This is a genomic window from Mesorhizobium sp. B2-7-1 (assembly GCF_006440735.1).
Taxonomy (GTDB): domain Bacteria; phylum Pseudomonadota; class Alphaproteobacteria; order Rhizobiales; family Rhizobiaceae; genus Mesorhizobium.
In genome coordinates, this window is record NZ_VFUA01000022.1 from 1 (window position 1) to 19,578 (window position 19,578).

The 19,578-nt window shown below is 65.3% G+C and carries 13 protein-coding genes; 6 read left to right on the plus strand and 7 right to left on the minus strand.

Annotation, left to right across the window (positions count from 1 at the left end):
* Window positions 1–758, plus strand: a 758-nt coding sequence (locus FJ471_RS11355; protein WP_140803246.1) for an NAD-dependent epimerase/dehydratase family protein, incomplete at its 5' end; no start/stop codon positions are given.
* Here FJ471_RS11355 and FJ471_RS11360 read toward each other — a convergent pair.
* From FJ471_RS11360 to FJ471_RS11375, 4 genes are all read right to left on the minus strand, one after another.
* A complete protein-coding gene (locus FJ471_RS11360; protein ID WP_140803247.1) occupies window positions 759–917 on the minus strand; it encodes a DUF3309 family protein in 159 nt (52 codons plus the stop codon).
* Window positions 918–1,014: 97 nt separating this feature from the next.
* Complete coding sequence (locus FJ471_RS11365) at window positions 1,015–4,191, minus strand: efflux RND transporter permease subunit (RefSeq protein WP_140803248.1); 3,177 nt, start codon at window positions 4,189–4,191, stop codon at window positions 1,015–1,017.
* A 74-nt stretch (window positions 4,192–4,265) separates the two neighbouring features.
* Window positions 4,266–5,468: an efflux RND transporter periplasmic adaptor subunit gene (locus tag FJ471_RS11370; RefSeq protein WP_140803249.1), complete on the minus strand. Its 1,203-nt coding sequence runs from the start codon at window positions 5,466–5,468 to the stop codon at window positions 4,266–4,268.
* 354 nt (window positions 5,469–5,822) lie between these two features.
* Entirely contained in the window at window positions 5,823–7,244 is a 1,422-nt protein-coding gene (locus tag FJ471_RS11375; RefSeq protein WP_140803250.1) for a coniferyl aldehyde dehydrogenase, read from the minus strand.
* A 307-nt stretch (window positions 7,245–7,551) separates the two neighbouring features.
* On the opposite strand from FJ471_RS11375, the gene FJ471_RS11380 reads away from it, so the two are divergent.
* Window positions 7,552–8,436: an AraC family transcriptional regulator gene (locus FJ471_RS11380; RefSeq protein ID WP_140803251.1), complete on the plus strand. Its 885-nt coding sequence runs from the start codon at window positions 7,552–7,554 to the stop codon at window positions 8,434–8,436.
* Window positions 8,437–8,519: 83 nt separating this feature from the next.
* Here the strand turns inward: FJ471_RS11380 and FJ471_RS11385 are convergent, their stop codons facing one another.
* Both FJ471_RS11385 and FJ471_RS11390 read right to left on the minus strand, forming a co-directional pair.
* The gene (locus tag FJ471_RS11385) at window positions 8,520–9,650 is read right to left on the minus strand and encodes a patatin-like phospholipase family protein (protein ID WP_140803252.1); all 1,131 of its coding nucleotides are present in this window, start codon (window positions 9,648–9,650) and stop codon (window positions 8,520–8,522) included.
* Window positions 9,651–9,817: 167 nt separating this feature from the next.
* Window positions 9,818–10,903: a citrate synthase/methylcitrate synthase gene (locus FJ471_RS11390; RefSeq protein WP_140803253.1), complete on the minus strand. Its 1,086-nt coding sequence runs from the start codon at window positions 10,901–10,903 to the stop codon at window positions 9,818–9,820.
* An 89-nt stretch (window positions 10,904–10,992) separates the two neighbouring features.
* Between FJ471_RS11390 and FJ471_RS11395 the strand changes: the two genes are divergently transcribed.
* On the plus strand, window positions 10,993–12,147 hold the full coding sequence (locus FJ471_RS11395; protein WP_140803254.1) for a citrate synthase: 1,155 nt from the start codon (window positions 10,993–10,995) through the stop codon (window positions 12,145–12,147).
* A gap of 253 nt (window positions 12,148–12,400) precedes the next feature.
* Here the strand turns inward: FJ471_RS11395 and phaR are convergent, their stop codons facing one another.
* Window positions 12,401–12,994 carry a polyhydroxyalkanoate synthesis repressor PhaR gene (phaR, locus tag FJ471_RS11400; RefSeq protein WP_140803255.1) on the minus strand — a complete coding sequence of 198 codons (594 nt, stop codon included), beginning with the start codon at window positions 12,992–12,994 and terminating at the stop codon, window positions 12,401–12,403.
* A gap of 306 nt (window positions 12,995–13,300) precedes the next feature.
* On the opposite strand from phaR, the gene FJ471_RS11405 reads away from it, so the two are divergent.
* The 3 genes from FJ471_RS11405 (at window position 13,301) to FJ471_RS11415 (ending at window position 19,499) form a co-directional block, all read left to right on the plus strand.
* Complete coding sequence (locus FJ471_RS11405) at window positions 13,301–14,485, plus strand: acetyl-CoA C-acetyltransferase (RefSeq protein WP_140803256.1); 1,185 nt, start codon at window positions 13,301–13,303, stop codon at window positions 14,483–14,485.
* A 124-nt stretch (window positions 14,486–14,609) separates the two neighbouring features.
* Entirely contained in the window at window positions 14,610–15,335 is a 726-nt protein-coding gene (gene phbB / locus FJ471_RS11410) for an acetoacetyl-CoA reductase (protein WP_140803257.1), read from the plus strand.
* A 699-nt stretch (window positions 15,336–16,034) separates the two neighbouring features.
* Entirely contained in the window at window positions 16,035–19,499 is a 3,465-nt protein-coding gene (locus FJ471_RS11415) for a helicase-related protein (RefSeq protein ID WP_140803305.1), read from the plus strand.
* The last annotated feature ends 79 nt before the right edge of the window (window positions 19,500–19,578 follow it).

Here is a 19,578-nt window from a genome sequence, read left to right on the forward strand (position 1 = left end):
TCTTCAATGGCCTGACCCCGATCTACACCGACTGGGGCAAGTGCATGCCGATGGCCGAAAACGTCATGGCCGCCTGCCGGGCGAACAACGCGCTGCATCTCTTCCCAGGCACCGTCTATAATTACGGCTCGCCAATGCCGCAGGTGATCACCGAGCAGACGCCATTCCATGCGACCACCGAGAAGGGCCGCATCCGCTGCGCCATGGAGGACCTTTTCCGCGGCGAGGCCGAAGCCGGCCGGGTGCGCACCATTGTGCTCAGGGCAGGCGACTTCTTCGGCGGCACCGGCAGCGGCTCCTGGTTCGACCTCGTCGTCGCCGCCAAGATGGAGAAAGGCGTCTACACCGCGCCCGGCCCGGCCGACCTGACGCATGAATGGGCCTACCTGCCGGACTTCGCCGTCGGCTTCGTCGGCCTGGCGAAGAACCTCGACAAAACGGGCTACTACGAGGCGATCAACTTCCCCGGCCACGCCATCACCGACCTCGACATGAAGGCCGCGGCCGAGAAGGCGCTCGGCCGCAAGCTGAAGCTCTCCTTCATGCCCTGGTGGGTGCTGCGCGCCGGCAGCCCGTTCGTGGCCATGTGGCGCGAGATCGTCTCGATGTCCTATCTGCGCTTCGAAGCGCACCGGCTGGTCTCGACGCGGCTGGAGGAGGTGATCGGCGAAATCCCGCACACCCCGCTCGACCAGGCGGTGAAGGAAGCCATGCAGGATATCGGCATCGCCGTGGAGCCGTCGCGGTTGGCCGTCTGATCAGATCCTGCCCATCAACAAAAGGATCAGCAGCACGATCAGGACGACGCCGACGATGCCGGACGGCCCGTAGCCCCAGGAGCGCGAATGCGGCCAGGCCGGCACGGCGCCGATCAGGATCAGAACCAGGATGATTACGAGAAGTGTCGTGATGGTCATGAGAAGCCCTCGCCGTTTAACCTAACTTGAGGGGACAATGCAAAAAGCCGCCCGGTTGTTCCCGGGCGGCTTTTGTCGTTGGAGTTGTGAAACCGCTCTATTCCGCGGCTTTCGGGAAGGCCTCCGCCGGCCCGGCGCCGACTTCCTGGGCCGGCTCGTCGGTCGTGACCTTGCCTTTGCCGCGCCGGAACAGGCGGCTGAACCAGTTGCGTCGCTGGCCGGGTTTCACCTTGGCGCGGGTAAACACCATCAGCATCGACGGCGTCACCACCAGCGTCAGCAGCGTGGCGAAGGACAGGCCGAAGACGATCGCCGAGGACAGCGATATCCACCATTGCGTCGACGGCGCGTTGATCGTCGTCTCGTGATGGAAGATTTCGAGACCGAGCCCGAAGGCGATCGGCAGCACGCCGAGAATGGCCGACACCGCCGTCAGCACCACCGGACGGGCACGCTCGCGGCAAGTCTGCAGCACCGCGTCCATCTTGTCCCAGCCTTCCTCGCGCAACCGGTCGTAGGTGTCGATGAGCACGATGTTGTTGTTCACCACCACGCCGGCCAGCGCGATGACGCCGATGCCCGACATGACGATGCCGAAGGCCTCGCCTGTCAAAAGCAATCCGAGGAACACGCCGATCGTCGCCATGACCACGCAGGACAAGACAAGCCACACGCTGGTGAACTTGTTGAACTGCGCGAGCAGCACCAGGAAGATCAGGAAGATCGCCGCGCCAAAGGCCTTGCCGAGGAAGGCGCTGGCTTCCGCGCTGTCCTCGTTGGAGCCGGCGAGCTTCCAGCGGATGCCGCTGCCGAGATCCATGTCGGCGACGGCCTTGGTGACCTGTTCCTGCACCGCCGCGACCTGCGCGCCGCCGCTGACATTGGCCTGCACCACCACGGTGCGCGCGCCGTCGATGCGGTTGAGCACGCCGACGGTCGGCTCGGGCTTGCGCACGACGAAGTTGGAGATCGGCACCGAGCCTTGCGAGGTCTGCACCCTGAGCTCGTCGAGCGTCGACAGCGTGCGCCGGTCTTCGGGCAGGCGCAGCCGGATGTCGACCGCGTCGTCGGCGCCGGCGGGCCGGTATTCCGACAGCTTGAGGCCGTTGGTCACCAGTTGCACCACCGTGCCGACCGAAGTCGGGCTGATGCCGTATTGCGCCGCCTTGGCGCGATCGACCTCGATCGCCCAGTCGACACCGGGCGGCGGCAGGCCGTCCGAAATGTCGATGACATTGGGGATCTTTGCGATGCGTGCCGCGACCGCCCGCGCCTTGTCGTCGAGTCCGGCCGGATCGACGGCCGACAGCCGGATCTGGATCGGCTTGCCGGTCGGCGGGCCGGCTTCGGGCACGCGCACTTCGACGTCGACGCCGGGAATGCCGGCCATCACGCCGCGCAGGTCGTCGAGGATCTGGTTGGCGGACTTGCGCTCGCGCCAGTCGACGAACTCGTACTGGATGACGCCAACCACGTCCTCCGGGATGTCCTGGCCGCCGCCTTGCGTCTTGCCGACGCGCGTATAGACCGACTTCACGCCTGGCCAGCCGAGCAGCCGGTTTTCCGCCGTCTTGGTCGCAGCGTCCATTTCGGCCAGCGAGAGATTGCCGCGCGCGTGCACGTAGAGTAGCCCGTAGTCCGGCTCGACACTGGGGAAGAACTCGACGCCGGCGCCATATTTCGAATAGGCGAAGCCGACGCCGACCAAAAGGGCGACGGTGAGCAGGATGACGGTGATCGGGAAGCGCACCGCCTGCTTGACCACGGCCATGTACCAGCCGTCGCGGTTGCCCTCCTCGTGATGCTCCGGCGCCTTGGCGAAGATCGCGCCCAGCGTCGGCGCGAACACCAGCGCGTAGAGCATCGAGGCCGACAGCGTCACGATCAGCGTGATCGGCATATACTTCATGAAATCGCCGATGATGCCCGGCCAGAACAGCAGCGGCGAGAAGGCGGCGATGCGCGTCATCGTCGCCGCGATGACCGGCCCGGCCATGCGCTTGGCCGCCAGCGCGAAGGCGTCCGCCTTCGGCATGCCCTCGCTCATGCGCCGTTCGGCGAATTCGGTGACGATGATGGCGTCGTCCACCAGCATGCCGACCGCCAGGATGAGGCTGAACAGCACGATCATGTTGATCGTGTAGCCCATCATGGCAAGCAGCAGGATGCCCATCAGGAACGATGACGGGATGGCAAGACCGATGAGCAGCGAGGCCCGTCCCGACAGCGCGTAGAGGATGACGATGAACACCAGGATAACGGCGATCATCACATGGTTCTGCAGATCGCCCAGCAGCTGGTTGACGAAGACGGACTTGTCCTGCGTGTAGGTGACATGCATGCCTTCCGGCATCGTCTTGATGAAATTGTCCGACACCTCCCGGACATGGGTAAGCGTGTCGATCAGGTTGGCGCCGATGCGCTTCTTCACTTCGATGGCGATGGCCGGTCTGCCGTCGAGGCGGGTGACCGTCTCGGCATCCTTGAAGGTCGAGCGTATGGTCGCGATGTCCTTGGCCTGCACCACGGCATTGGGCGTGGCGACGACCGGCAGGTTGGCGACATCTTCCGGCGTCTCGATCAGCGACGGCACCTTGACCGCGTATTTGCCTTCAGAGCCCTCGAGATTGCCGGCCGCGACAAGGCTGTTGGAGGAGGCGACGCCCTGGATCACCTGGTCGAGCTGCAGCCCGTAGGAGGACAGCTTGACCGGGTCGACGACGACCTCGACGAGGTCGTCGCGCGCGCCTTGCAGCGAGCCTTCGAGCACGCCAGGCACTTCCTCGATTCGGTCGCGCAGCTCGCGCGCGGCAGCCGTCAGCACGCGCTCCGGCACGTCGCCGGAAAGTGTTACGACCAGAACCGGGAACTCCGAGACGTTGACCTCGTTGACCGTCGGTTCCTCGGCCGCCTGCGGCAGGTCGGCCTTGGCGTCCTGCACCTTGCTGCGCGTATCCTGCAGCGCCGTCGCCAGATCGGTCTGCGGCTGGAACTCGACCAGCACGTAGCCGCCGCCCTGGAAGGCGGCCGAGCGCATCTCCTTGAGCCCCTTGAGGCTCTTGAGCTTGCTCTCCATCGGCCTCAGCAGCAGCCGCTCGGAATCCTCCGGCGAGATGCCCTGATAGATCAGGCTGACATACATCATCGGAATCGGAACGTCGGGCTCCGCTTCCTTCGGCGTCGACTGATAGGCGACCCAACCCGCGACAAGCAGGAACAGCAGCGCCGATATCGTGAGGCGGGCGTTGTTGATGGCGAGTCTGACGATATCCATGACTTCGGCCTGTTGTTTTCGGGCTGCGAACCGGCTGCCGCCGGGCAAGGGCCCGGCGCGCGCCGCGTCGTGCTTTACTGCGTGCCGGCGGTGGCTTCGCCGATCAGCTTGTTGATGGTCGCCTGGTCGGCCTCGACGGGCTTCACCAGATCGCCTTCCTTCACCAGCTCCTGGCCGGCGACGATGATGCGCGCATCTTCCGGAATGCCGCCCAGCACCAGGCCATGCGGCGTATCGTCGACGAGGTCGATCGGGAAGAAGGCCACCTTGTCGTCCTTGCCGACGGCGCGGATGCCGAGGTCGCCCTTGTCGCCCAACGTCACCACCGAGCGCGGCAGCATCACCGCGTTGGTCGGCTCGGCGCTGAGCGTGATCTCGGCCGTCATCCCGGCGGGGATGGAGCCATCGCCATTGGGGATCGCCACCTCGACACGGAAGGTGCGGGTCTGCGCCGAGGCATCGCGGCTGATATAGCGCACGGTGCCGGTGACCTTCTGGTCGTTGACCAGGCGCACATCGGCCTCGTCGCCGATCTTGACGTAGCGCAGGTCGCGCTCGCTGATCTCGCCGCGCGCGATCACCGGATCGAGCTTCAGGATCGTCGCCACCTCGCCACCCTGCATCACCGAGCTGCCGAGCTCCACCGGAATGCGGTCGATGACACCGTCGAACGGCGCCTTGACCTCGTTGCGGTCGAGCTCGGCCTGCGCGGTGTCGAGCTGCGACTGCGCCAGCGTCAGGTTGGAACGGGCGGTGTCGAGCTGCAGCTTCGGCAGATTGCCGGTCTTGGCCAGCCGCTCGGCGGCGTCGAGCTCGGCCTTGCGCTGCACCACAAGCTGCTTGGCGTTGTCGACCATCGAGATTTTTTCCTCGGCCGCGAGCATCAGCACCAGGTCGCCGGTCTTGACGTGGTCGCCCTGCTTGACCGGCAGCTTGTCGATGACGCCGTTGACGCGCGTTGCAAGCACCGCGCGCTTGTCGGCTTCGGTGAGACCCGAGATCCGTATCGCCCGCGCGAATGTCTTGCGCGGCGGCGTCACCACCGCGACAGTGCGCGGCGCGGCCTTGGGCTCGGCCTGCGCCGTGCTCGGCTTGGCGCGGTCGGGCTGCGCCGGCTTGGCGGCGTCAGCAGGCTTGTCGGTGGTGACCGACTTGTCGGTGGCAACCGACTTGTCCGCGGCGCTGCCGACGGACGAGAACTCGCCCGTCCCCATCCAGGCCGCGAACCCGATGAGCACGACAATGGCTGCAAGCTTGTGAAACCTGATCTTCGGCATCGTCATTTTTCCGTTGCAGGACCTGGCGAGGTCGGCGCTCCCGACTCGGGCGCGCGGCCGATATGGGTGCGCGCAGGGTCCAGTTCAATTTGCCGTGAACGGCGAAGCGCGCCTTCTACCTGAAAGTTGCGGCGCAATATAGTCGGAAAAGTTGCGGGAACATTGCGGCGTGCAACACTGTACCTCGACAAATGCGGGCTTTTCTGCAAGCCGGCTGGCGCTTTTGCGGGCGCGTCGACAGTTTCCCCGAGGTTACTGGCAACAGCCGTCAGCATGATGCGAAAAATCTGGCGTGGGCAGCGACTATCGCCCGGTTGGAGCGAGGTTACGCCCGCGATGCTCCGGTTGAAGCTGTCAAGTGATGAGGTTGAGCAACCGGAAGAGACGCTCGAACGTCCTGCCGTAAGGCGGGCGCAGCAGGCCGCCGGCGCTGAGCTTCGACTGGATGAAGATCGGCTTTTCCTTGCTGAAGGTGCGGAACCCCCATTCGCCGTGATAGGCGCCGGTGCCGCTCTCGCCGACACCGCCGAAGGGCTGCCGTTCCTGCACCAGATGCAGCATGCAGTCATTGATCGTGACGCCGCCGGATACGGTTTCCCGCATGACTTTCTGGCGGTTGGCGCTGTCGCTGCCGAACCAGTAGAGCGCCAGCGGACGCTCGCCCCGGTTCACATGCTCGATGGCCTCGTCGACCGTGCCATATTCGACGATCGGCAGCACCGGCCCGAAGATTTCCTCGCGCATCAGCCGCAGATTCTCGCCGGCGTTGCGCACCAGCACGGGCGCCATCTTGCGGTCGGTGACGCCGAGTTTCTCATTCCCAGGATTGACCTCGGTGATGTCGGCGCCGCTGTCGCGTGCCTCGGCGACCATGTCGCCCAGCCGCCGGTGGTGCCGCTCGCTGACGATCGCCGTGTAGTCGCGATTGTCGCCGAGGCGCGGATAGAGCTTGGCGATTGCCGCGGCGAACTTGGCCGCGATCGCCGCGCCTTGGCCTTGCGGCACCATGAGATAGTCCGGCGCGATGCAGGTCTGGCCGGCATTGAGCAGCTTGCCATAGGCGACGCTGGCGACGGCGGCGTCGAGATCGCAGGACGCATCGAAGATCGCCGGCGACTTGCCGCCGAGCTCGAGCGTCATCGGCGTCAGATTGGCCGCGGCGGCCAGCGCCACCTGGCGGCCGACGGCCGTCGAGCCCGTGAACAGGAGATGGTCGAACGGCAGCGACACGAACGCCTTGCCGACCTCCGCATCGCCGACCATCACGCTGACCTCGTCGGCGGCGAAATATTTTTCGACCAGGCTGGCGAGCAAATCCGAAAACTGCGGCGTCAGCTCCGACGGCTTGATCATAACGCGGTTGCCGGCGGCGATTGCCGCGGTCGCCGGCGCGATGGCGAGCTGGAACGGATAGTTCCACGGCGAGACGATGCCGACGACGCCGAGCGGCTGCGGCAACAGGCGGTTGCGTCCCGGCAGGAACGGCAGGCTGGTGGCGACATGCCGCTCGCGCATCCAGGCGCTCAGATGCGACAGCGCATGCCTGATGCCGGCGCGCACGACGAACAGTTCGGCAAGCCGGGTTTCCTCAGCCGAGCGTGCCGAGAAATCGCTGTCGATCGCAGCACATATCTCGGCCTCGTGCTTTTCGGTGAGCGCCAGCAGGCGGGTCAGCCGGTCCTTACGCATGTCGAGCGTCGGGAACGGCTCCTTCTCGAAGGCCCTGCACTGCGCTTCAAACCTGACCCCGAGAGCGTTCTGTCTGGTCTGCAGCATCGCTACCTCCCCTTTACGTTCAGGTAAGTTACATCGCCCGGACAACCGAATCCAGCATCGCCCCGGTTCAGCAGGGGAATGCTCCGGCCATCGCCCCGATCCGGGCGCTTCGAACATGCCGTTTGGCGCCCGTCATCGACATCGGAAGCGATCGGTCCGCAAACGGCCCTTTTCGCCGGTCATATATCGATTGGGCGCGCGTGAACGGTCCTTGGCGATGGTGCGTGGCTCGTGACAAAAACCGCAAGATCGGTCGAGCGCCTCACGTCCGCGCGGCTTAGCTGGTGCTGCCACGGAGAATAAAACTATGAAGGCGGCAGTTCAAAACCACCATGCCCGGATGCGGCGGGTGCTGGATCACATAGACCGGCATCTCGACGACGATCTGGACCTGGACGCGCTGAGCGGCGTCGCGGCCTATTCGAAATATCATTTCCACCGGCAGTTCACGGCGACCTTCGGGCTGCCCGTGCATCGCTATGTCCAGCTCGCCCGCATGAAGCGCGCTTCATCCCGGCTGGGCTACGCGGACGCCGAAAGCGTCACGGATATAGCGATGGATGCCGGTTACGACGCACCGGATGCGTTCGCCCGCGCCTTTCGTCAGCGGTGCGGGCAGTCGCCTTCGTCGTTCCGGAAATCTCCCGACTGGGGGTCGTGGCTGATGGCCTTCGGGCCTCTCGACAACGCGAGGAGAAAGCTCATGCAGATAATTTTCACCGATGACGACGTGACGATCCGCGACGTGCCGCCCACCCCGGTGGCGATCATGGAACATCGCGGGGATCGGGCAACGCTCGGCGACACCATCCAGCGCTTCATCGCCTGGCGCAAGGCAGCCGGCCTGTCGCCCGACACGAGCCCGACCTTCAACGTCTTCCGGTCCGAAAGATGCCCCGCCGTCGCGGTCGACTACAGCATGGACATTTGCGTCGGCACCGACCAGCCGATCGCGGCGGACGACAAGCAGATGAAGGCCGGCGTGATCCCCGGCGGACGCTGCGCCGTGCTGCACTACCCCGGCAACACCAACAATCTGGAGCCGGCTGCACTCTACCTTTATCGCGAATGGCTTCCGGCCAGCGGCGAGGAGGCGCGCGACTTCCCGATCTATTGCCGGCGACGGCTGTCCTTCCTTCCGGAACTGTCGGTGCCCGAGATCGTCATCGAACTCTTTTTGCCGCTGAAATAGCGTCGCCCTGCAACGGCGGCCTGTCTGCCCCGGTCGCAAAACGGACCGGCCGTCGTCCGCCCGGTCTCGGCCTTGCCCTGCAGTTAGGCGCGCCGCCGCGCGGATTCCGGCTTGACGCGCGCGGCGAGGAATTCCTTGACGCGGCGCCCGGGCGCGGGACCGCGCAGCGGCTTGAAACCGTCGTCGAGCTCGCCCGAAAGGTCGAGCGTGGCCCGCTGGCCGACGGCGTCGTAATTCTCCTCCAGCCAGTCGCTGGCCGCACTGCGGCCGAGATCGCGCAGATAGGCGATGAAAGCCCATTCGGCATTGACCTTGGACGAGGCGGAGAGGTCCTTGAACGCCTCGTCGGCATCGATGCGGTGCATGCGGATGTCGCGATATTCGCCATGCGGCAGGCGCCCGGCCGCGATCAGTTCCTTGACGAAGGCGATCGAGCGGAATTCACGCAGCAGACCGGCGTTGAAGGTGATCTCGTCGATGCGGTTCTGGATCTCGTTGGCGCTCTTAGGCGTGCCTTCGCGCACCACTGGGTTGATCTGCACCAGGAGCACGTCCTCGGTCGCCGCCGTCTTGAAGAACGGATAGAGCGCCGGGTTGCCGCCATAGCCGCCGTCCCAATAGGGCACGCCCTTGATCTCGACCGCCTGGAACAGTTGCGGCAGGCAGGCCGAGGCCATCACCGTATCGAGGTCGATCTCGCCGTCGGAGAAGACGCGCAATTGCCCGGTCTCGACATTGGTCGCCGAGATGAACAGCTCCATCGACTTGCAGGCGCGCACATTGTCGAAGTCGATCTCCTTCGCCACCACGTCGCGCAGCGGGTTGAGGCCGAGCGGATTGGCGACATAGGGCGAGAACACCCGCGACATCGTGTCGAAGAAGACGTAGCCGGGCGTGTTCTCGATCGACCAGTTGCCCCAGACGACGTCCCAGGGCATGCGCTGCACAGGGCTGAAACGGCCCTTCGAGGCCACCGCCCGCCAGAAATCGTCGAGCTTTTCTCGCGCGCCTTCCACGCCGCCCCGGACAAATCCGTCGGCCAGCGCCACCGCGTTCATGGCGCCCGCGCTGGTGCCGGACACCGCAGCGATATCGAGCCGCCCGTCCTCCAGCAGCCGGTCGAGCACGCCCCAGGAAAAGGCGCCGTGCGAGCCGCCGCCCTGGAGGGCGACGTTGATCTTCTTCTTTTCCTCCGCCTTGCCGTTCTTCGCCATGGCGTTCCTTGTCTCGATGCGCCGGCCTGCCCTTGCGTCATCGCGAGGGGCAGCTTCCGCCTGTCTATGTTGCAGTGCAGCATATAAGGACGAACCAAGGCAAGAACACGAACACACAAGCGTGATCATGGGATTTTCCTCGCCCCACTGGGGCGAGGAACGGCTTCTCAGGCCACCAGATCGGGCACGGGCCCGACATACCGCGACTGCGGCCTGATCAATCGCCCGGTGGCCTGCTGCTCGCGCGCATGCGCGATCCAGCCGGCGACGCGGCCCGCGGCAAAGACGTTGGAGAACGCCTCCTTCGGGAAACCGACCGCTTCGAGCAGAAGCGCGGTGTAGAACTCGACATTGGTCTGGATCGAGCGTTGCGGCTTGGCGATGCGAAGCACCTCCAGCGCCGTCTGTTCCACCGTCTCGGCGAAGGCCAGCCGGCTTCCGGTCTCGTTGCGGGAACCGAGCTGCCGCACGACGGCCTTCAGCGCGTCGGCGCGCGGGTCGCGCACGCGGTAGATGCGATGGCCGAAACCCATGATGCGCCGGCCTTGCGCGATCTCGTTGCGCAGCCAGGCAGCGGCATCGCCGCTGGCCTCGATGGCGTCCAGCATCTCGATCACCGGCCCCGGCGCGCCGCCATGCAGCGGGCCTTTCAGCGCGCCGAGCCCGGCCAGGATCGCTGAAGTCAACCCGGCCTGTGTCGACGCAACCACCCGGGTCGCGAAAGTCGAGGCGTTGAGCCCGTGGTCGCAGACCGTCACCAGATAGCTGTCCAAGGCCTTGGCAAGCGCCGGCGAGGCGGTGTCGGAGAGCATCCGCAGCATATCGCCGGCGTGATCGGCGTTTTCGTCGGGGGCGATCGGCGCCTCGCCCCGGCCAAGGCGCAGCAGGGCCGGCGTCAGCACCGCCGGTGCCGCGATCAGCCGAAGCGCGTCGGCAAGCCCGTCACCCTCCGGCAGGATGGCCATGCCGGCCCGCATGCCGCTGTAGATGTCGAGCGGCGCCAGGCGGGCAAGCATCGGCCGCACACGATCGAACACTTCCACCCGCGCCTTGCCGATCGCCTTCTCCAGTTCGGCATCGCCTGGAAGGTCGTCGAAGAAGCCGTCGAACAGCAGCCGTACCACCTGTGCGTAGCGCCAGCGGCCGGCGAGCTCCATCAGCGAATGGCCGCGGATGGTAAGGTGCCCGCCCACACCGTCGACATCGGAAAGCACCGTGTCGGCCGCAACAACATCATCGAGCCCATTCGCCATGATCGTCTCCTTGACCTTTTGCGCATTGCAATTAATGCTGCGCAATCAATGCATCAATCTTGATCAAGATAATCAATGTAAGGCGGCAAATGACGGAATGGTTGACGCGGGAGCAAGCGCTGGAGCGGCTGAACGTCCGGCCGCAGACGCTTTATGCCTATGTCAGCCGCGGCCGTATCGGCATGAAGCCGGACGACGCCGACCCGCGCCGCAGCCAGTACCGCGCCGACGACATCGCAGCCATCGCCACGCGCCGCGACCGCGGAAGGAGCCCGCAGGCGATCGCCGAAAGCGCCATCGCCTGGGGCGAGCCGGCGATCGCCACCTCCATCTCGACGGTGCTGCATGGCCGCCTCGTCTATCGCGGCAGGGACGCGGTGGAGCTTTCGGCGACGGCGACGCTCGAGGAAACCGCCGAATTGCTGTGGGCTTCCGACCGCCCGGTGTCCTTCGCTTCGCTGACGCCGTCAGCTGCCCGGCAAAGTGGCACGCCGACCGCCTTCGCCAGGCTTTCGGCACTGGCCGCCGAAGGCTGGCCCTCGCTCGGCCGCAGGCCGGCCATGCTGCAGCAGGACGGCGCCGCCGCCACCAGCGCTCTGGCCACGGCGCTTGGCGCGACGCCGGGTTCCGACCCTGTGCATGCAAGGCTGGCGCAGGGCTGGTCGGTCGAGGGCGCTGGCGCCGACCTCATCCGCAAGGCGCTGGTGCTTTTGGCCGATCACGAGCTCAACGCCTCGACCTTCGCGGCCCGAGTCGCTGCCTCCACCGGCGCGCCGATCGCCGCCTGCCTGCTCGCCGGCCTTGCGACGCTCACCGGCCCGCGCCATGGCGGCGCGGGTGCCGCGGCGATCGCGCTGGTCGAGGATGCGGAGCGGCTGGGTCCGGACGAGGCGATCGCCCGCTGGCTGGCGCATGACCGGCCGCTGCCCGGCTTCGGCCATCCGCTCTATCCGGAAGGCGACCCGCGCGCCGAGGGCCTGTTCTCCGGTTTCAGGATCGACGACGGGCTGCTGCGGCTGCGCAAGGCGGTTCTCGACGCGACCGGCCTGCATCCCAACATCGATTTCGCCCTGGCCGCGATGACGCGCAGCCTGCGCCTGCCGGCCGATGCGCCGTTCCGTCTGTTCGCGCTCGGCCGCAGCGTCGGCTGGACGGCGCACGCCGTCGAGCAGGTGACCAGCAACAGGCAAATCAGGCCCCGCGCCCGCTATGATGGGCCGAAAGAGGCTGACGGGCGCTTCTAACGCAGACGACTGGGATTAGCCGAAACGCGTCTCAAATCGTCATTCCAGGGCGAAGCAAGGAGCGAAGCGACGCGCGCAGAAACCCTGGATCCATTCTGTGACGCTAAGGCGCTGCAACGATTACAGAATTCTGCACCGTTGCGCCCTACGGCGTCGGTCACGGAATGGATCCTCGGGTCAAGCCCGAGGATGACGAAGGGATGGCGTTTGCGGCCAATCTCAAACGCTAGCGACTGCCACCAAACGAAGCCCGTCAGGACATTGTGTCCAGCTTGCGTTGCATGGCCGCGATCTGCGCCTTGAGCTCCTGCAGATCGTCGCCTTTCTCTTCCTTCTTCACTGATTCGGCAGCCGGCGTTGAATTGGAGCCCGCTGGCGGGAACGGCGTGAACATGCGCATGGCGTTCTGGAACATCTCGACATTGCGGCGCGTCTGTTCCTCGAGCGCCTTCATCGGCGTCTTCATCATGTCGATCGGCGTCTTGCCGAAGCTGCCCTTCAGCTGCTCGCGAAACCGCTCCTGCTCCTTGGAGAAGGCGATCATCGACTGTTCGAGGAAGCTCGGCACGATCATCTGCATCTGATCGCCGTAGAAGGCTATGAGCTGCCGCAGGAACGGGATCGGCAGCATGTTCTGCCCATCCTTGTTCTCGAGCTCGAAGATGATCTGCGTCAGCACCGGATGCGTGATGTCGTCGCCGGTCTTTGCGTCCTGGACCGTGAACTCCTCGCCCTTCTTGACCATCTCGGCCAAGTCTTCGAGCGTCACATAGGTGCTTGTGCCGGTGTTGTAGAGCCGGCGATTGGCATACTTCTTGATGACGATCGGGTCGTCTTTTGCGGCCATCCGTATCCTCCCCAGGACACCGGCACCTTTAGGAGTAAGCGGCCGGTAACGATTGCGCCCTTTAACGAGGATACGCGCAAAAGCGTCACAATTCCAAGCGGTTTGTGCACTGCGGCATCAATTAATGCTGCACAGTCATTTGCAAAATCCGCTGCATGGCCAACGTCACGTTACCGCGACTGGCGCGCGCTCTGCTTGTCGCGCATGGCGGCCATGCCCATTTCCGGTTTGACTCGGAGTTTCGAACGGGCAAGAAAGTCCTAAAGCGATCTCGAAAATACGACACCTCGAAGTCTGGAGAAGAAAATGTCCGCTTCCAATTCAATCGTCGTCGCCAGCGCCGCCCGCACCGCGGTCGGCTCCTTCAACGGCAGTTTCGCCGCGACGCCGGCGCATGAGCTCGGCGCCGTCGTCATCAGGGAACTGCTGGCGCGAGCGAACGTCGACGCGGCGGAAGTCGACGAGGTCATCCTCGGCCAGGTGCTGACCGCCGCTCAAGGCCAGAACCCGGCTCGCCAGGCCTCGATCAATGCCGGCCTGCCGAAGGAGACCACGGCCTGGGGCCTCAACCAGGTTTGCGGCTCGGGCCTGCGCGCCATCGCGCTCGGCATGCAGCAGATCGCCACCGGCGACGCCAAGGTGATCATCGCCGGCGGCCAGGAGTCGATGTCGCTGTCGCCGCATGCCGAGCATCTGCGCGCCGGCGTTAAGATGGGCGACTACAAGATGATCGACACCATGATCAAGGACGGCCTGTGGGATGCCTTCAACGGCTACCACATGGGCAACACCGCCGAGAATGTCGCCCGCCAGTTCCAGATCACCCGCGAAAGCCAGGACGAGTTCGCGCTGGCCTCGCAGAACAAGGCCGAGGCCGCGCAGAAGGCCGGCAGGTTCAAGGACGAGATCGTCGCCTTCACCATCAAGGGCAAGAAGGGCGACACCATCGTCGACCAGGACGAGTATATCCGTCACGGCGCGACGCTCGACGCCATGACCAAGCTGAAACCCGCTTTCGACAAGGACGGCACGGTCACCGCCGCCAACGCGTCCGGCATCAACGACGGCGCGGGCGGCGCGCTGCTGATGACCGAGGCCGAGGCTGCAAGGCGCGGCATCACCCCGCTGGTGCGCATCGCCTCCTGGGCGACCGCCGGCGTCGATCCGTCTATCATGGGCACGGGGCCTATTCCGGCCTCGAAGCGGGCGTTGGAAAAGGCCGGCTGGTCGGTCAAGGATCTCGATCTCGTCGAGGCCAACGAGGCCTTCGCCGCGCAGGCCTGTGCCGTCAACAAGGGCATGGGCTGGGATCCCGCGATCGTCAACGTCAATGGCGGCGCCATCGCCATCGGCCATCCGATCGGCGCTTCGGGCGCCCGCGTCTTCAACACGCTGGTCTACGAGATGCGCCGCCGCGGCGCCAAGAAGGGCCTCGCCACGCTGTGCATCGGCGGCGGCATGGGCGTCGCCATGTGCGTGGAAGCGCTCTGAAAGAGAAGTGAGTAGTGAATAGGGAGTAGCGAATAGGGAAGAACGGCGTCGGCTTGGCGGGACATTAGGTCCCTACTCGCTATTCGCTACTCCCTATTCACTCCCGACCAAAGGGAGGGAATGCATGACCAAGGTAGCAATCGTCACCGGCGGATCGCGCGGCATTGGTGCTGCGATATCGGTCGCCTTGAAGAACGCCGGCTATTCGGTCGCGGCGAACTATGCCGGCAATGACGAGGCGGCGCAGAAATTCAAGGCTGAGACCGGCATCCCGGTCTACAAATGGTCCGTCGCCGACTACGAGGCCTGCGCCGCCGGCATCAAGCAGATCGAGGCCGATCTCGGTCCGGTCTCCGTGCTGGTCAACAATGCCGGCATTACCCGCGACGCCATGTTCCACAAGATGACGCCGGCGCAGTGGAGGGAAGTGGTCGACACCAACCTGTCCGGCGTCTTCAACATGACGCATCCTTTGTGGAGCGGCATGCGCGACCGCAAGTTCGGCCGCGTCATCACCATTTCCTCGATCAACGGCCAGAAAGGCCAGGCCGGCCAGGTCAACTACTCCGCCGCCAAGGCCGGCGACATCGGCTTCAGTAAGGCTCTTGCCCAGGAAGGTGCTCGCGCGGGCATTACCGTCAACGTCATCTGCCCCGGCTATATCGCGACCGAAATGGTCAAGGCGATCGACGAGAAGGTGCTCAACGAGCGCATCATCCCGCAGATCCCGGTCGGCCGCCTCGGCGAACCGGAAGAGATCGCGCGCTGCGTCGTCTTCCTGGCCTCCGACGAAGCCGGCTTCATCACCGGCTCGACCATCACCGCCAATGGCGGCCAGTACTTCGCCTGATACCCCAACAAGGCCAAGGCGGCTCCGGCAACGGAGCCGCCTTTTTGATCCGCCGGCAAGGCCGGCGCGACACCTTGCCTCAATTCGGCACGCAAAGGTTAACGGCGGTAGTCGCCCTTGTGCGTAACTCCTCCAACAAGCTGTGAATCCTCGGTGGGCAAGCTGTGGATAACACCATATCTAGGGGTGAACAAACCAGGAAACTTCGCGCATCTCTGATTCGTCGCCGATTCGTTCTGGCTTTGGCCGAAAAGTTAACGACGAAGGGCGAAAGCGTTACCCAATTCGTTAAAAGCGATTAAGAAAAGTCAACAATTTCATAACCTTGAGAGCGACCCTCAGGTCGGCCTCGATGGTTCCCCGGCAAAAGTTAACACTGACTCGGGTTCACTGGAGGCTAGGCATGAATCGGGCCAATTCCCAGATTCAGCATGTGGTGCGACTCGACGTAAAAAAATCCACATATAGCCGTGAACAAAACCTGAATCAGAGCGAGTCAGCGATTCGTCGCTGATTCGTTCCAGACTCGTTCCAGCCGTTAACAAGCAGCCGATTTTGAACGCTCCGCCGACTCGACCTGCCCCCCAAAGGAACATTCCGCTTTCGCTTCCCGCCCGAAGTCCCTATGTGTCGCCTGTCACACGCGGCGGCATCGCCGTGCTTCAGACTACAAGCGGCAGAAACCTTATTTCCGAGCCGATGAACATCCAGCCGAAACATTCCCAGCCGCTGATCCTCTCGGGCCGCGACGTGACGGCCGTGCTGGGTCCTACCAACACCGGCAAGACCCATCTCGCCATCGAGCGCATGGTCGCGCATGAGACAGGCATCATCGGCCTGCCGCTGAGGCTGCTCGCCCGCGAGGTTTATGCCCGGGTCTGCGAGAAGGTCGGCGCCCACAAGGTGGCGCTGATCACCGGCGAGGAGAAGATCGTGCCTGCCGGCGCAAGATATTCGGTCTGCACCGTCGAGGCGATGCCGCGCGAAACCGACGCCGCCTTCGTCGCCATCGACGAGGTGCAGCTCGCCGGCGATCTCGAGCGCGGCCACATCTTCACCGACCGCATCCTGCATCTGCGCGGCCGCCAGGAGACGCTGCTTCTTGGCGCCGCCACCATGCATGGCATCCTGCAGCGCCTGCTGAAGGGCGTGTCGGTGGTGACGCGGCCGCGGCTGTCGCACCTTGCCTATGCCGGCTCGAAGAAGCTCACCCGGCTGCCGCGGCGCACGGCGATCGTCGCCTTCTCCGCCGACGAGGTCTACGCGATCGCCGAGCTGATCCGTCGGCAGCAGGGCGGCGCCGCCGTCGTGCTCGGCGCGCTTTCGCCGCGCACCCGCAATGCGCAGGTGGAGATCTTCCAGTCCGGCGACGTCGACTATCTCATCGCCACCGACGCCATCGGCATGGGACTGAACCTCGACCTCGACCATGTCGCCTTCGCCCAGAACCGCAAATTCGACGGTTACCAATATCGCAACCTGACCGCTGCCGAGCTTGGCCAGATCGCCGGCCGCGCCGGCCGCCACCTGCGCGACGGCACGTTCGGCGTCACCGGCCAGGTCGACCCGTTCGACGAGGATCTGATCGCCAAGATCGAGGGGCATGACTTCGACCCGGTGAAGGTGCTGCAATGGCGCACCGCCGATTTCGACTTTTCCAGCCTCGATGCGCTGAAGCGCTCGATCGAGACCAATGCGCCGGTCGAGGGGCTGACCCGCGCGCTGCCGGCCGTGGATGCGCAGGCGCTGGAGCATCTGTCGCGCGACGGCGACATCCGCGCTTTGGCCTCCGGCAAGGAGCGCGTGGCGCTGCTCTGGGAAGCCTGTGCGCTGCCTGACTACCGCAAGATCGCGCCGGCCCAGCATGCCGACCTCATCGCCTCGATCTATATGGACCTTGCGCGCCATGGCCATGTCGATGAGAATTACATGGCCGAGCAGGTGCGGCGCGCCGACACGACGGAAGGCGATATCGACACGCTGTCGCACCGGATCGCGCAGATCCGCACCTGGACTTTCGTCTCCAACCGACCGGGCTGGCTGGCCGATCAGCTACACTGGCAGGAAAAGACGCGCGAAATCGAAGACAGATTGTCGGATGCGCTGCATGAGCGGTTGACGAAACGCTTCGTAGACCGCAGGACTTCCGTCCTCATGCGGCGCCTTAGAGAAAATACCATGCCTGAAGCCGAAATCAGTCCAACCGGAACCGTCCTCGTCGAGGGCCATCATGTCGGCGAATTGCAAGGGTTCCGCTTCACCGCCGACCAAAGCGCCGGCGGCGAGGACGCCAAAGCGGTGCGCACAGCTGCCCAGAAGGCGCTCGCAGCCGAGTTCGAGGCGCGCGCCGAGCGCTTTGCCGCCTGCGCCAATGGCGACCTGGCTTTGGGCTCGGACGGCGTCCTGCGCTGGATCGGCGCGCCGATCGGCACGCTGGTCGCCGGCGACGAGGCGCTGAAGCCGCGCCTTGTCCTGCTTGCCGACGAGCAGCTGACCGGCCCGGCCCGCGACAAGGTCGCGGCGCGCGCCGAGCGTTTCGTCAATTTCCAGGTCGAACAGCTTTTGAAGCCGCTGGTCGATTTGAAGAACGCCGACCAGCTCACCGGCATCGCGCGCGGCATCGCCTTCCAACTGGTCGAGCATTTCGGCCTGATCAATCGCCGTGACATCGCGGAGGAGATGAAGTCGCTCGACCAGGAGGGCCGCGCCGCACTTCGCCGCCTCGGCGTGCGCTTCGGCGCCTACCATGTCTTCGTGCCGGCGTTGATCAAGCCTGCGCCGGCCGGTCTGGTGACCTTGCTCTGGGCGCTGAAGAACGACGGCAAGGACAAGCCGGGCTTCGGCGACGTGGTGCATGCGCTCGCCTCCGGCCGCACCTCGGTGGTCATCGACCCGGCCTTCGACAAGACCTTCTACAAGCTCGCCGGCTATCGCAATCTCGGCCGCCGCGCCGTGCGCATCGATATCCTCGAGCGGCTTGCCGACCTCATCCGCCCGGCGACCAACTGGAAGCCCGGCCTCGGCCAGCGTCCGGACGGCGCCTATGACGGCCATGCCTTCATGGTGACGCCACCGATGATGTCGATCCTCGGCGCCACCGCCGACGACATGGAAGAGATCCTCAAAGGTCTCGGCTATCGCGCCGAGCCGAAGCCCGCCGCCGAAGTGAAGGCGAAGCTCGAAGCCCAGGACAACGCCGCCCGCGAAGCGGCCGAGGCCAAGCTCGCCGCCGAAGAGGCGGCCCGCGCCGCGCAGGCGGCGGCTGAAGTTGCGACGACGGACACGATTGCTGAGACACCGGCCGAGGGTTCGGAGCCGGCCGCCGTTGAAGCTGTCGCCGAAGCTTCGGCTGAAGCCGTCGTGGAAGCGGCAGCCGAACCTGCCGCGGAAGAGCCGGCAGAAGTTCCGGCCGAGGTCACGGAAGAAGCTCCCGTTGTGGAGGACACTGCGGCGGTGGACACCACGGCAGCGCCCGAGTCGGCTGAAAGCGCCGACGCCCTTCCCTCCCCCTCCTCAGTGGAAGAGGTCGCGGCGCAAGGCGACGCAGGCGATAGCGCCGACCATGCAGAGAGCACTGATACCGCCGGCGCTCCCCCCGCCCCGGCGCTGCGCGCTGACCCTCCGCACGAGGGTGAAGGTAGCGAAGCCGCTGCCGGCGAAACCCCGACGGAGGCTGAGGAACCAAAGCCCGTACTCCTGTGGCGCCAGGCGCGTTTCGACCACCAGCGTCCGCGCCATCGCCAGGACAACCGCCGTGACAATCGCCCGCGTGGTGGACAACCCGCGCGCGACGGCCAGGCAGGCGCCGCAAGCGGCCAGCCCGGCGATCGTCCGGCCCATGAAGGCCGCCGCGAGCAACGCAGCGACGGTGCGGGCAAGCCGCGCTTCGACCGCTCGAAATACAAGCCGAGGCCGGAGACGGGCGACCGCCGCGAGGGTGGTGAACGGCGCGAAGGCAGGCCGCAAGGCGAGCGCCCGGATCGCCACGAGGGGGCCCGCCGCGAGGGCCGGCCCGACTGGAAGGGCAACAGGCAGGACGGCAAGGCTAACCAGGGTGGCAAGCCGGCGTTCCAGGGCAAGCCGCGCGAAGAGCGCCCGCAGCGCTTCGATCCGGATTCGCCCTTCGCCAAGCTTGCCGCCTTGCGCGACCAGCTGAAGAAGTAGGCTAGAGCATGATCCCGAACCGAAGGACCGCGTCAGCGAAAAGTGGGAACCGGTTTTCGGGCGAGATCATGCTCCAACA

Bases quoted from the DNA above. Each gene is read 5' to 3' on its own strand.
- FJ471_RS11360 (WP_140803247.1), bottom strand. From the start codon at position 917: ATGACCATCACGACACTTCTCGTAATCATCCTGGTTCTGATCCTGATC.
- FJ471_RS11365 (WP_140803248.1), bottom strand. From the start codon at position 4,191: ATGGATATCGTCAGACTCGCCATCAACAACGCCCGCCTCACGATATCG.
- FJ471_RS11370 (WP_140803249.1), bottom strand. From the start codon at position 5,468: ATGCCGAAGATCAGGTTTCACAAGCTTGCAGCCATTGTCGTGCTCATC.
- FJ471_RS11375 (WP_140803250.1), bottom strand. From the start codon at position 7,244: ATGCTGCAGACCAGACAGAACGCTCTCGGGGTCAGGTTTGAAGCGCAG.
- FJ471_RS11380 (WP_140803251.1), top strand. From the start codon at position 7,552: ATGAAGGCGGCAGTTCAAAACCACCATGCCCGGATGCGGCGGGTGCTG.
- FJ471_RS11385 (WP_140803252.1), bottom strand. From the start codon at position 9,650: ATGGCGAAGAACGGCAAGGCGGAGGAAAAGAAGAAGATCAACGTCGCC.
- FJ471_RS11390 (WP_140803253.1), bottom strand. From the start codon at position 10,903: ATGGCGAATGGGCTCGATGATGTTGTTGCGGCCGACACGGTGCTTTCC.
- FJ471_RS11395 (WP_140803254.1), top strand. From the start codon at position 10,993: ATGACGGAATGGTTGACGCGGGAGCAAGCGCTGGAGCGGCTGAACGTC.
- phaR (WP_140803255.1), bottom strand. From the start codon at position 12,994: ATGGCCGCAAAAGACGACCCGATCGTCATCAAGAAGTATGCCAATCGC.
- FJ471_RS11405 (WP_140803256.1), top strand. From the start codon at position 13,301: ATGTCCGCTTCCAATTCAATCGTCGTCGCCAGCGCCGCCCGCACCGCG.
- phbB (WP_140803257.1), top strand. From the start codon at position 14,610: ATGACCAAGGTAGCAATCGTCACCGGCGGATCGCGCGGCATTGGTGCT.
- FJ471_RS11415 (WP_140803305.1), top strand. From the start codon at position 16,035: ATGAACATCCAGCCGAAACATTCCCAGCCGCTGATCCTCTCGGGCCGC.